Annotated in this window: 14 protein-coding genes; 5 read left to right on the top strand and 9 right to left on the bottom strand. The window is 65.6% G+C overall.

The annotated features are described in order from the left end of the window. The first annotated feature begins 159 nt into the window (after positions 1–159). Positions 160–597, top strand: coding sequence for a hypothetical protein (locus A7X65_RS05690; protein WP_145665724.1), 438 nt, complete (start codon positions 160–162; stop codon positions 595–597). An 84-nt stretch (positions 598–681) separates the two neighbouring features. Then, entirely contained in the window at positions 682–873 is a 192-nt protein-coding gene (locus A7X65_RS05685) for a hypothetical protein (protein WP_063683307.1), read from the top strand. A 7-nt stretch (positions 874–880) separates the two neighbouring features. On the opposite strand, the gene A7X65_RS05680 is transcribed toward A7X65_RS05685, so the two are convergent. The 6 genes from A7X65_RS05680 to A7X65_RS05660 all read right to left on the bottom strand — a co-directional run bounded on the left by A7X65_RS05680 (position 881) and on the right by A7X65_RS05660 (position 4,758). After that, positions 881–1,462, bottom strand: coding sequence for a hypothetical protein (locus tag A7X65_RS05680; RefSeq protein WP_208608599.1), 582 nt, complete (start codon positions 1,460–1,462; stop codon positions 881–883). A gap of 72 nt (positions 1,463–1,534) precedes the next feature. Continuing rightward, the gene (locus tag A7X65_RS05675; protein ID WP_063683306.1) at positions 1,535–1,756 is read right to left on the bottom strand and encodes a hypothetical protein; all 222 of its coding nucleotides are present in this window, start codon (positions 1,754–1,756) and stop codon (positions 1,535–1,537) included. A 148-nt stretch (positions 1,757–1,904) separates the two neighbouring features. Beyond that, positions 1,905–2,162 carry a hypothetical protein gene (locus A7X65_RS05670; protein WP_063683305.1) on the bottom strand — a complete coding sequence of 86 codons (258 nt, stop codon included), beginning with the start codon at positions 2,160–2,162 and terminating at the stop codon, positions 1,905–1,907. A 135-nt stretch (positions 2,163–2,297) separates the two neighbouring features. Beyond that, on the bottom strand, positions 2,298–2,510 hold the full coding sequence (locus A7X65_RS05665; RefSeq protein WP_063683304.1) for a hypothetical protein: 213 nt from the start codon (positions 2,508–2,510) through the stop codon (positions 2,298–2,300). 209 nt (positions 2,511–2,719) lie between these two features. Continuing rightward, on the bottom strand, positions 2,720–2,896 hold the full coding sequence (locus tag A7X65_RS42500) for a hypothetical protein (RefSeq protein WP_167358208.1): 177 nt from the start codon (positions 2,894–2,896) through the stop codon (positions 2,720–2,722). Between the two features lie 125 nt (positions 2,897–3,021). Then, positions 3,022–4,758 (bottom strand): adenylate/guanylate cyclase domain-containing protein, encoded by a 1,737-nt coding sequence (locus tag A7X65_RS05660; protein WP_063683303.1) that lies wholly within the window; start codon positions 4,756–4,758, stop codon positions 3,022–3,024. A gap of 323 nt (positions 4,759–5,081) precedes the next feature. Between A7X65_RS05660 and A7X65_RS05655 the strand changes: the two genes are divergently transcribed. After that, entirely contained in the window at positions 5,082–7,280 is a 2,199-nt protein-coding gene (locus A7X65_RS05655; protein ID WP_063683302.1) for a lytic transglycosylase domain-containing protein, read from the top strand. Positions 7,281–7,364: 84 nt separating this feature from the next. Here A7X65_RS05655 and A7X65_RS43090 read toward each other — a convergent pair whose 3' ends face one another. The 3 genes from A7X65_RS43090 to A7X65_RS05645 all read right to left on the bottom strand — a co-directional run bounded on the left by A7X65_RS43090 (position 7,365) and on the right by A7X65_RS05645 (position 8,290). Continuing rightward, a complete protein-coding gene (locus tag A7X65_RS43090) occupies positions 7,365–7,529 on the bottom strand; it encodes a hypothetical protein (protein WP_245323281.1) in 165 nt (54 codons plus the stop codon). Positions 7,530–7,709: 180 nt separating this feature from the next. Beyond that, positions 7,710–7,898: a hypothetical protein gene (locus A7X65_RS41490; RefSeq protein WP_145665742.1), complete on the bottom strand. Its 189-nt coding sequence runs from the start codon at positions 7,896–7,898 to the stop codon at positions 7,710–7,712. Beyond that, a complete protein-coding gene (locus A7X65_RS05645; protein ID WP_063683300.1) occupies positions 7,895–8,290 on the bottom strand; it encodes a hypothetical protein in 396 nt (131 codons plus the stop codon). The genes A7X65_RS41490 and A7X65_RS05645 overlap by 4 nt, the downstream gene beginning before the upstream one ends. Positions 8,291–9,003: 713 nt before the next feature. Here A7X65_RS05645 and A7X65_RS05640 point away from each other — a divergent pair. Next, positions 9,004–11,430, top strand: coding sequence for a PAS domain-containing sensor histidine kinase (locus tag A7X65_RS05640; protein ID WP_063683299.1), 2,427 nt, complete (start codon positions 9,004–9,006; stop codon positions 11,428–11,430). After that, positions 11,427–12,092, top strand: a complete 666-nt coding sequence (locus tag A7X65_RS05635) for a response regulator transcription factor (protein WP_063683298.1) — start codon at positions 11,427–11,429, stop codon at positions 12,090–12,092. The genes A7X65_RS05640 and A7X65_RS05635 overlap by 4 nt, the downstream gene beginning before the upstream one ends. The last annotated feature ends 84 nt before the right edge of the window (positions 12,093–12,176 follow it).

Here is a 12,176-nt window from a genome sequence, read left to right as displayed (position 1 = left end):
CGAAATCATATCGCCGCCGGCAACATATCGAGCCGGTCACGCCTGTCGGCGCGACCGAGCGCAGGGACGCGAACGAGGCGACAGCGCGGCACGCCGCCGCTTCTGTCCCGCAAGGTTCGGCCAGCCCTGCCAGGCAACACCAACAGAACCGGTGAACTCATGTCTACCTCAGAGGTCGGCGACAGGATCATTGACCCCATGATCGCGCTCGCAGGCTGCTCGCCAGGGCAGCGCATTGTCGTGGTCGGTGCGAAGAGCATCGAATTGATGATGGATCTGCAACGGCGCGGATATTTTCTGGCGGCATCGGCCGGCAATTGCGGCCTCCCGGCCGCCCAGTACGACGCAGCCCTGGTGGACTGGCGGCGGCGCCCGCTCGGCGCGCTCGATGCGGCCATGGATTGGCTCGACGGCTTCCTCGGCCCGCGCGCCGTGCTGGTGATCTGGCTCGACGCGCAGAAGCCGGCAGCGAAGGACAACCTTCGCGCCGCAGTGGCGAAGCGTGGCTTCATCGTGCTGCAAGGCGCCGAACATCCCTGCGGCAGCGCCCTGCTCGCACGACGCTCGCAGGCCTATCCGATGCAAAAGGCAGCCTAGGCCCGCCGCCGGTCACGCAGGGGCCGGAGGAGCCGAACGGCTTGATCCGGCCCTGCTCGATCCCGCTTTACGGAGCCCTCTCCCATGTTGAAGTCGAAGACACGGCGCGCCGTCATCCGCGAATGGATGGCACGTGCCCCCGAACAGCGCCGATCAAGCCAGCAGGCCCTCGCCTTCGCACAGGATGCGAGCGAGCGGCACAGGCTGCCGCGCCGCCGCCAGACGCCGTGCGCGGTGATCATGAGGTGGCTGGAGCCGCGCACGGGGCGCGGCTAGGAGGCGCTCATGCGCTCCGCACTTTGCGGCCGAACGGAGCGAGCAGGCGGGCGATCTCGCAGGCCGCGACGAGGCCGGCGAGCCAGACGGCGCTGAGGAACCCAAGCCGCGTCACGATGGCGGCGGTGAAGGCGCCCTCGCCGCCGAGGAACGGCGTCGCGGCCAGCAGCGCGAGCTCGTAGGCCGCATAGGCGGCAACCAGCGCGATCGCCAGCATCAGCGGCGTGCGGCCCTGCGGCAGCGTGCGGAGCACGGCCGATGCCGCCGCGGTCGCCAGCAGCGCCGCCGCGCCGATGACAAAGCCCCAGGCGATGGTGCTGCCGTCGATCGGGTAATGCAGCGCGCCGAAGCCGATGCCCTGGTTCACGAGCCAGGCGCCGGCGACCACGAGAAGCGCCGGCCGCAGCGGCAGCGCCGCGGCCGCAACGACGGCGAAGGCCGCGAACGGCGTCGCACAGGCCAGCGCAAAGCTCGCAAGCGCGCACGTCGCGGTCAGCAGCGCGAAGCAGAACAGCGGCGCAAGGCGCGGCGCCACCGGACGAAGGCGGAAACGATCAATCTCGGGCGAAGGCATTTCGGCGGGCATCATGGATCTCCGGTCCCGATCCTAGCACATCCGCCGGGGGCCTCGATATGACATGCATGCGAGAAGCGGCCGGTGCTAGGCGGGCTCTTGCTCGGCGCGCGTCGTGATCATGGCCCGCTCGCCAGCGTCGACGAGCTGGCCGATGCCGGTCCGGCCTGCCAGCGCACAGCGGATGATGTTTTCGGCGACCGATCTGCGGAAGCCATGAACCTCGCCGTCGGGGCGATTGCGGCAGACCCGGTCCAGGGCCAGCTTCATGTTGATGCGGGTGCGGGTGTCGAAGTGCTCGCTGATCATTCGCACGGCCTCGGTCGCGTTGGATGTCGGAGCGGAAACGTCGGACGATCGGCCGGGTTCCAAAACGGGATCAGCGCGGGCTACGCCCGCCCTCTTGCACCTAAGACGGTCGGGCAACGCCCGCCCTCTTGCGCTGGAGACGGGCTCGCTACGCCCGCCCTCTTGGCCGCTGGGCCTGAGCCCAGGCCGCGGTGACGTCCCGCGGCGGGACTTCAACGCGCTTGACCGGCATCAGCTGCCCGGAGGCGGAAATGATCGCGGTCTCCTCGCGACGGCAGCGCGGGCACACGAAGCGGACCTCGTGCGGGGATGCCGACCAGCTCGAGCGCTTCACATTGGCCGCCATCGGCCATGCCTCGCAATGCGAGCACGACACCAGGAACCGTCCGGGATCGAGCATACCCATTCCATCGGACTCCGCGTCCTGCCCGCCCCTTCAATGATCAACACAGGTGAATCGTTCCGGTGTCTCGGCACCGTCAGCGCCGGCCGCGCAACGACGGGCGGAGTTCCGCGCCGTTGCGATCCCACGCAAACCGCCTCAGTGCGCGCCCTTGAGGCTGCAGGACGTCGTGCAGGTGACCGTATTGCCGTGGTCGCACGCCTTGCAGGCGGCCACGCACTGGTTCATGTCGCGAGGATTGTACGAGGTGTAGCTGCGCATCGGACAGACCGCGGTCGAGCCGGTGATGTCCTGCTCCTGGTTGCAGGCCGCCATCGTGAACGCAAGCACGAGCAACAACAGAACACGCATGGGATCGCCTGAGAGAAACACGGGTCAAAGTGACGACCACGAGGCACGCTGCGCCGCAACGGACCCCGGCATTCCCATCGCGGGGAACGACGCCACGCGGCGTCCCTCGCACACGATCAAGAATGCACGCGAAACGTTAAAAACGGCTTTCAGGCGCAAGCCCGCGGTGCCGCACGGGTTCCGCATCAAGCGGCGCTAACGTTCCTGCCTCAAGCCGCAGCTTTGGTCGCGACCGCGCGGCGCGTCTCATTCGCCAGCTCGTAATAGTGCCCGGCGAGCTTGAGATAGAATTCGCGCTTGGTGCTGTCGGTGGCGAGCTTGGCGATCAGCTCGCATTCGGCGGTGAGCGTCTCGAAACGTTCCAGCCTGTCCTCAAGTTCTGTCATCGGCGTGTCCCCATCAAACGCCTCAAGGACACTCAACCTAAGCCCGGGAAATAGGTCACGGCGAACATCGTTATGGAGTAGAATCAATTTTCGTCGCCGCAGGCGTCGCGACGGTAGCGGGCGGCTTATTTCTGCTCCAGCCGCCAGGCGCCGTCCCATCCCGCGTCCGGCGGATTTGCCTCGAACTGCGCGATGCGATCGAGCAGCGTGCGCGAGGGGCCATCGCCGGGAACGGCTTCGAGCGCAGCGCCGAAAGCGCTGCGGGCCTCGTCGAAACGTTGCGCGCGATAGGCGGCGAGACCTGCGGCATAGTGCGTACGCAAGGCCTCCTGCGGCACGCTCAGGCCGTGCGCCTTGCTCATCACCTCGAAGATCGGCTGCGGCGCGCTCTGGCCGGCAACCGCGAGGCGATCGATCTCGCGCAGCTCGAGGTTCGATCCGACCGCATCCGCGGTGGCCTGCGAGATCAGGATGCGGGTACCGTAGACCTTGTTGACGAGCTCGAGGCGCGAGGCGAGGTTCACGGCGTCGCCCATCACGGTGAAGCTCATCATCAGCTCGGAGCCGATGCTTCCGGTCAGGACCTCGCCGGTGGCGATGCCGATGCGCAGATCGCAGGGACCGGGCATGGCGCGGATGCCGAGCAGGTCCGGCAACTGCTTCTGCAGCGCCGGCACCTGGTCGGCCATGTCGATGGCGGCATGGCCGGCGAGCAGCGCCGGCTCGTCCTCCTCGATGAAGGGAGGCCCCCAATAGGCCATGATGGCGTCGCCGATATATTTGTCGATGATGCCGCGATGCGCCCTGATCGGCGCGGACATCACCGTGAAATAGTGGTTCATCACCTTGACGAGGCCGCGCGGCGTCATGCCCTCGCTCATCGAGGTGAAGCCGCTCATGTCGCAGAACATGATGGTCATCACCCGGCGCTGGCCGTCGATCGCGACCTCCGGCCGGTCGATCAGCCCCTGCACCACCCGCGGATCGATATAGCGCCCGAAGGTCTCGCGGACGCGCTCGTTGTGGCGCAGCTGCTCGGTCATGCGGTTGAAGGCGGCCGCGAGCTCGCCGATCTCGTCCTGGGTCGACACCGAAATGGTCTTGTCGAAGCGCCCGGCCTCGACCTCGCGGGTGCCGGCGAGCAGCAGCCGCACCGGCCGCGTGATGCCGCTGCTGACCATCAGCGCAAAGACGAAGCCGACGACCGCCGCGAGGACGGTGACGACCGCCGAGATGATGATGGCCTGATGCTGGTGGCGGATCACCGTCGAGGTGGAGGCGAACACCTGCTTGAGCATGTCACCGCGGACAGAATCGATCCTCTGGTTGAACTGGTCGCGCAGGAAGTCGAGGTGCTCGAGCGTACTGCGCGCCTCGGGCATCTGCTTGGCGTCGATCTGCCTGAGCAGCCTCGCGTGGTCCTCGTTCATGCCGCGGCGCAGCTCGGTGACGGCGGTCTCGATGCGGGTGTCGATCCGCGCCAGCGCGGCATTGTCCGACGGCGTCCTGCTGTCGTCGATGATCTCGTTGATGAGCTTGCGCGCGCCGGAGGTCTCTTCCTCGATCCTGCGGTCGGCTTCCTCGAACTCCTTGAGGCGCGCCGCGTAGGCCTCCTCGTCCGAGGCCTCCTGCATCTTCATCATGACCATGCGCCGCAGCGCCACCGATCGCTCCAGCGAGCGGATATTGGCGCGCGCAAGGTCGCCGTAGGCGGGGATGTAGCGGTTGGTCAGCTCGTCCAGGAGGACGCCGACCTGGCTCGACATCACCATCGACAGGATCGAGGTGACGAGCATCAGGACGATCAATCCGAGGGCGATGCCGACGATCTTGCGCCGGATCGACTGGTTGAAAATCGGCATAGGTGCGGGGCAAAGGCTGAAGGACGGGTTTGAGGGAACTCATACACCGGATTTGACGGCGGGAACACGCGCAATCTGGCTGCCGTGACGCCCCAGACCGCGCACAACCGGCGCGCGAGCCCAAATCGTTAACAAAGGTTAAAGCACCTGCCCTTTTCTCCTTTGCGGAAGTTCCATGGCCCTATCCGTATTTTGCCGCATTGTTGCGACAGCGTGAGGAATGCGAAACGATGTCGTGACATCGTTTTGGTGTCGTTTTTGATTCTCAAGCCGCATGTCGTCGCGGACCTTGGTTTGTAGTGGTTTCGCAGGGGGACCATCCAATGAACCAGTGCCTACGCTCGCTCGCGTGTGTCGTTGCCGTGGCCGCATTGGCCCTTCTCCCGTGCGAACTGGCAGCGAAGAGCAGTCACAAATCGTCCGCGTCGAAGAAGACGCACGAAGCGAAAGCCGCCGGCAAGGCCGGCAAGCAGCGGCACGCCGCCGCGAAGTCGCGTCACGGCAAGCACGCCGAGGCCAGGCGCAAGGCGAAGAAGCAGGACGACGAGCCTGCGGAGAAGCCGGCCGCGCCGGCATTCACCGGCGACCTCGCCGCGCTGAAGGACGCCATCGATCTCACGCGCCGGGGCAAGAGCGACGACGCCAGCGCCGCGCGCGACCGCATCGCCGATCCGGCGGGACAAAAGCTCGCCGACTGGTTCATGCTGCGCCACTCCGAGAGCACCGCGAATTTCAAGCGCTACGCCGCCTTCCTCGCCGCCAATCCCGACTGGCCGAGCAGCGCCCCGCTCCGCCGCCGCGCCGAGGCCCGGCTGTGGCAGGAAAAGTCCGACGCGGCCACCGTGCACAAATTCACGCTGGACCGGCCGACCAGCGCCAAGGGCAAGTTCGCGCTTGCCCGCGTGCTGCTGAGCGAAGGCGAGTCCGACCGGGCCGCACGGCTGGTGCGCGAGGCCTGGCGCACGGACGAATTGTCCGAGCGCAGCGAAGAAGATTCCTATGAGGCGTTCCGCGATCTCCTCACCGCCGACGATCATCGCGCCCGCATGGACAAGCGCCTCGGTGCCAAGGACTATGCCGGCGCAAGGCGCGCAGCCAAGCGCCTCGGCGAGGACGCGCTGGCCATCGTGAAGGCCTGCGCCGCCGTCACCGGCAAGGCGAACAAGGCCAAGGACTATCTCGACGACGTCGCGGCCGAGGCGCGCCGCGATCTCGGCTATGTGCTGTGCCGCGCGCAATGGCATCTGCAGAAGGACCGCATCGACGACGCGGCCGAAGTGATCCTCGCTGCCGCGCCCGAGACGATGGCGGCGCAGGACACCGATGCCTGGTGGCGCGAACGCCGCCTGCTGGCGCGCAAGCTGCTCGACCAGGGCAAGGCCAAGACCGCCTACGACGTGGTGCGCACGGCGGCGGTGCCGGAAAAGGAAGTCTACCGCATCGACTACCATTTCATGTGCGGCTGGATCGCGCTGCGCTATCTCGACGATCCCAGGACGGCGATGGTGCATTTCGCCGCGATCGACGAGGGCTCGGTCAACCCGATCGCGCTGTCGCGCGCGCATTATTGGCGGGGCCGCGCCGCCGAGGCCATGGGCGCAGCTGCCGACGCCCGCATGAGCTACAAGGCTGCGGCGCGCTATCCGACCGCCTATTACGGCCAGCTCGCCCGCGCCAGGCTCGGCATCGACCGCATCGAGTTGCGCGCGCCCTCGCCCGCTTTGGCCTCGGCCGACACGCCGCCGACCGACGAGCGCGTGCGCGCTGCCGACATGCTCTACGGCATCGGCGAGCGTGACATGGCGTTCTACTACGCCGAGGATTTCGCCAAGGAGAGCACCGACGTCGCAGCGCTGGAAGCGCTCGGTGAGCTCGCCGGCCGGCGCAACGATGCCCGCGTGATGCTGGAGGTCGGCAAGACGGCGCTGTCGCGCGGGCTTGCGCTCGACCATTACGCCTTCCCGACCATCGGCATCCCCGAACACAAGCAGGTCGCGCCCGCGATCGAAACCAGCGTGATCTATTCGGTGGCACGCACCGAGAGCTCGTTCGACCAGCGCGACAAGTCGCCCGCCAACGCGGTCGGTCTGATGCAGGTGACGCCGGAAGCCGGCCGCGACACCGCCAAGCGCTTCGGCCTGACCTATGACTGGGACCGGATGGTCTCCGACCCCGTCTACAACACGCAGATGGGCGCAGCCGAGCTCAGCGCGCTGCTGTCGGAATATCGCGGCAACCAGATCATGACCTTCGCCGGCTACAATGCCGGCCGCGGCCGGGTGCGCGAATGGGTGCAGGCCCGCGGCGACCCCAGGGATCCCAAAGTCGATCCGGTCGACTGGGTCGAGCGCATCCCGCTGTCCGAGACGCGCAACTACGTCCAGCGTGTGATAGAGAACGTGCTGGTCTACCGCGCAAGGTTCGAGGGCAGCGGCATGATGGCCGCGAAATCCGAGCAGCGCGTCACGACACACGAAGTGAGCGCGGAACCAACGGCATCGGCCGCAGCCCCATCGCCCTAGCGTCGCGACCGCCGGGGCTGGACGCGGCGCGAAGCTGGACGCGGGAACTGCGGCCGACGGTTCTGCGCGGCCGGCATCGTGGGGCTAGCCGTCACCTCCTTCCAGGGTTCGAAGGTTGTGCACGCGCAGATATGCCTCAGCCAGTGAGCGCGAGAGCGCGCCCATCTGCATCATCCAGCTCCAGCTCGTGATGGCCGTCAGCACCGCGACCGTCTCGATCGCGCTGTGGTAGGGCCACAACAGGTCCATGGCCGTCTCTTGCCGGTAGCAATCATAGTCGCAATACCGCTCTTGCCTGGACACCTGCCGGACGTAGCTCGAACCCAGCGGCCGGGCGCATGCGCTGCAGGCCGCGCCGTGGCGGGGATGTTCCTGATTGACGAGCATGAATCTCAATGCCGTGTCCTCGCCTCTTTCCTGCCTGTCTGCTCAGGACGCCGCGCGCGTACGCTCCTGGATCAACGGCGCCGCTTCCTGGTGAATTGCGTAGCACTCGTAGCCGCAGTAGCGCAGCAGCGTCCTGGCATCGCGCAGATAGCCACCGTCGATCTCCTCGCAGCACCACAGACATGACGTCTTGCGAAACGGGGTTCTGCCGTTCACCAATATGAATCTCACGTGGCACCTCCCAGCGCGAAGCAGAAGACCGTATCGACCAGAGAGGCGGACGGCGGCGGCGCGCAGATATGGTTGCGGCCGTCGGGATTGTCCCTGTTGCGCTCGACCTTCTGGGACGGGATCAGGATGTATTTCCCGTCTTCCCGGCGCCGTGCGTAGATCCTGCCTTCGACGTAGCGTATCTCGGTCGGGTAGCAATCCGCATTGTTGCAGCAGCTCAGAACCGGATTGTCCGGCATGCGCCAGTTCGAATAGAACTTCTCGTGCAGCACTTGATCCTGAGGCGGATGGTGACGATGCGAACCATCCCGTCCAACGTCCTCGGCCTTCACGCCCGTCGCCAGCGGAAGCGGCAGCGCGATCGCCAACAGGAGCTTGCAGCCTCGGTTCAACTCACAGCCTCCGGACGAAAAATGACCTGACGGGCTTGGTGCGGCAGTCGGTCGTCATGCCAGTTGGCATTGGAACAGCCAGCGGCGGTCGCGTTCGCGACGTGCCCTGAACCGGTCGAGGCACTTCCGCGAGCAGAGCGGCGTCCGCCAGGAGTAGTACCGGATCAGGCCAAACTTCCCGGCACAGAGGGCGCAGCCTTCGGACTCGGGACGGCGATCGGAATCATCGGGGCTATCGCACATGATCCTCTCCTCTTGACCTCTGGGGTCCTGGCTTCCCCCTGCGCAAAAGGCAGGAGGCGCCACGGTCGTCACGGAAAATGCGGCTTCTCGATCGCGACCGCCAAGTCATGCGGCAGGTCGGGGCAACGGACGCAGAGCCTGGCTCTTCGGGAGTAACACGCCGAGCATTTCGGCGATTTGTGCTCCGCAATCGACTTCTCTCGATTGGCCGCAAGACTAGGCTCCTTGCAACGCACCGCTCAATTGTACGGAGGTAAATGCACGCTAGAACTAGGGTTGTGCGAGCTATACGTAGGTTTGTGCCGTAGTTTTGCGGACCTCCCCACTCGCGCAACGTGACGGCGCAAGGCGCGCAAGCTGCACGGCAGTCGGGAGTTTTGCCAGGAATCCGACTTGCGTCGGAGGCAATTGCCCCTGTTATGCCAAAGTGCTCTACTCGCCTTCGACGCCAGCGAGCCGGAACGCTTGCGATGATGCCTGGCCAGATCACGAAAATCGGGAGTTCGGCCGCACAATTCCTGCTCGGCGGCCTTGCAGCGCTTCGGTCATTCGGCAACGGCGAGAAGGACGGCCCGGCCGTCGTAGACGCCTCGCGGAAGAATACCGACCTGCGTGATGCCGTGAAGCAATGGCGCGAGGTGTTCGAGCACAATCCCGTCATGTACTTCATGGTCGATCCCGCCGGAACGGTGCTCAACGTCAACACGTTCGGCGCCGCCCAACTGGGCTACACGACGGACGAGCTGATCGGCCAATCCGTGCTGAACGTCTTCTTCGAGGAAGACCGCGACTTCGTACGTCAATGCGTCGCCTTGTGCCTGACGACCGTGGACCAGTCGCATACCTGGGAGATTCGTAAATTCCGGAAGGACGGGTCGGTACTTTGGGTCCGTGAAAACGCCAAGGTGATGCTGCGCGGCGACGGCACGCCGATCCTGCTGGTTGCCTGCGAGAACATCACCCAGCGCAAGGAAGCGGAGGATGCACTGCGGCAGAGCGAGGACTACCTCGCCCAGGCCCAGGAACTGAGCCACACCGGCAGCTTCGGCTTGAACTTTGCGACCGGCGAAGCCGTCTGGTCGAGGGAGACCTTCCGCATCTTCCAGTGTGACCCGGCGACGAAGCCGAGCCTGGGTTTCGTCTTCGAGCGCATCCATCCGGAAGATCGCCATACGGTCCGCAGCACCCTCGAGCGGGCCTACCGCCTCGCGGAGGATTTCGACCACCAATACCGCCTGCTGATGCCCGACGGATCGGTCAAATATCTGCATTCCGTGGCGCGCGCGGTTCGACATCCATCCGGGCGCATCGAGTTCGTCGGGGCGGTGACCGACGTCACGATTGCCAAGGAAGCGGAACAGAGGCTGCGGCGCAGCGAAGCCTATTTAACCGAAGCCCAGCGCCTCAGCCAGACGAGCAGCTGGGCCTGGGACGTTCATCGCCAGGAGTTCGCCTACCGATCGGCTGAACTCTACCGCCTGTTTGGGTTTGAGCCGGACCAGACCGATGTCCCGGCCCGGGCTTTTCAGCAACGTATCCTGCCGGAGGACTTTCGGCGGATTATCGAGGTCGAACGTGAAGCGGTTCGGCAGAAGCAGCCCTTCCAGATCGACTTCCGGATCGCGCGCCCCGACGGCGCGATCAGACGCGTCCACAGCGAGGGACATCCCGTGATGGGCCGCGACGGCGAGGTGATGGAGATCATCGGTACGCATGTGGACGTCACCGAGCAGTTCGCGGCGAAAGATGCGCTGCACAAGGCATTCGACGAGCTCAAGGCATCCGAGCAGCGATTCCGCGACTACGCCGAAACCGCATCGGACTGGTTCTGGGAGACCGGGCCGGACCACCGCATCACCAGGATATCGGAACATGCCGACAGCTCCAGCGCCCCGCCGACGGGCGTGATCGGCCTGCCCCGCTGGGACATTCCACCCGATGCCGAGCTCGAGCCGGAGAAATGGGAGGAGCATCGCGCGGCGCTCGATGCCCACGTTCCGTTCCGCGATCTGATCTACCGCAGCAAGGATCGTAACGGATCTCCCATCTACGTACGCACCAGCGGCAAGCCCTTTCACGACGCGAATGGCAATTTTCTCGGCTATCGCGGCGTCAGCAGCGACGTCACGGCGGCGATCCGCGTCGAGCAGGCGGAAGAGGCGCTGCGCAAGGCACAAGGCGAGCTCGCCCACGTCACGCGCGTCACGACACTCGGCGAACTGACCACCTCGATTGCCCACGAAATCACCCAGCCGCTTGCCGCGGTGATCTCCAACGCGGACGCCTGCATCGCCTGGCTCGACCGCGAACCGGCCGATCTGAAAGCCGCGCGCCGTTCCGCCGAATGGATCGTCGAGGACGCCAATCGCGCGAGCGAGGTGATCCGCCGGATCAGGGCGCTTGCGAAGAAGACCGAGATCGAAGTCGTTGCACTCGACATCAACCAAGTCGTCAGGGAGGCCGTGGCGCTCGTTCGGCGCGAGCTCGCGACCCATGGGGTGTCGGTGCGGATGGAGTTGGCGTCCGACCTGCCCCAGGTCTGCGGCGACCGGATCCAGCTCCAGCAGGTGCTGATCAATTTGGTGATGAACGGCATCGAGGCGATGCAAGCCAATGTCGATCGCCCGCGCGAGCTGGCGATCCGCTCGTGTTGTGCGGATGACGACGACCGTCTGCTCCTCACCGTGACGGACCGCGGAGTCGGTCTCGGCAACGACGTCAAGGAGCGCATCTTCAGCCCCTTCTTCACGACGAAATCCGGCGGTCTGGGCATGGGACTCTCGATCTGCCGATCGATCATCGAGGCTCATGCGGGACGGCTTTCGGCCTTTCAAAACGAGGGACGCGGTGCGACATTCCAGATCGCCCTGCCCTTGTCGCACAAGGACACGTCGTGACTGACAATGCAAAGCAGGCCGGGCCGAGCGCCGGCGATCCGATCGTTCTGATCGTGGATGATGATCCGTCGATGCGCCGTGCGCTCACCAATCTCTTTCAATCCGTCGGTCTCAAGGTCGAAGCCTTCAGCTCGGCGGCGGAGATCATGGAAGCCAAGCCGCCCGCGGTCCCCAGTTGCCTCGTGCTCGACATCCGCCTTCCGGGCTCGAGCGGCCTCGACCTCCAGGCGGACCTCGCCAAGGCGAATATTCACACGCCCATCATCTTCATCACCGGCCACGGCGACATCCCCATGACCGTGAGAGCCATGAAAAGCGGCGCCGTCGATTTCCTGACCAAGCCGGTGCGCGACCAGGACATGCTGGATGCGGTGCAGGCGGCAATCGAGAGAGATCGCAAGCGCCGCGATGCCGAGAAATCGATCTCGGGTGTGCGATCCCGTTTCGAGGCGCTGACGGCACGCGAGCGCGACGTCCTGGCCCTCGTTGCTTCCGGGCTGATGAACAAGCAGGTCGCCGCCGAGCTTGGATTGGCCGAGATCACCGTGAAGATCTATCGCGGGCAGATCATGCGGAAGATGGGGGCGAAGTCGCTCGCCGATCTCGTCAGAATGACGGACGCGCTCGGAATCCCGCGAAACAGGGGTCATTTGCAAACCTAAGTATGCTTTCCAAGCTCGCTCCGGTGGCCCACCTTCCCTGAGGCGGCTGAACCGCGGCCGGCGGCTCGCCGTTCAGGAGCGATC

Origin of the sequence: Bradyrhizobium stylosanthis, from assembly GCF_001641335.1 — a bacterium.
Lineage (GTDB): Bacteria > Pseudomonadota > Alphaproteobacteria > Rhizobiales > Xanthobacteraceae > Bradyrhizobium > Bradyrhizobium stylosanthis.
The sequence above is the reverse complement of the archived record's forward strand: the minus strand, read 5'-3'. Positions and strand labels throughout refer to the sequence as shown.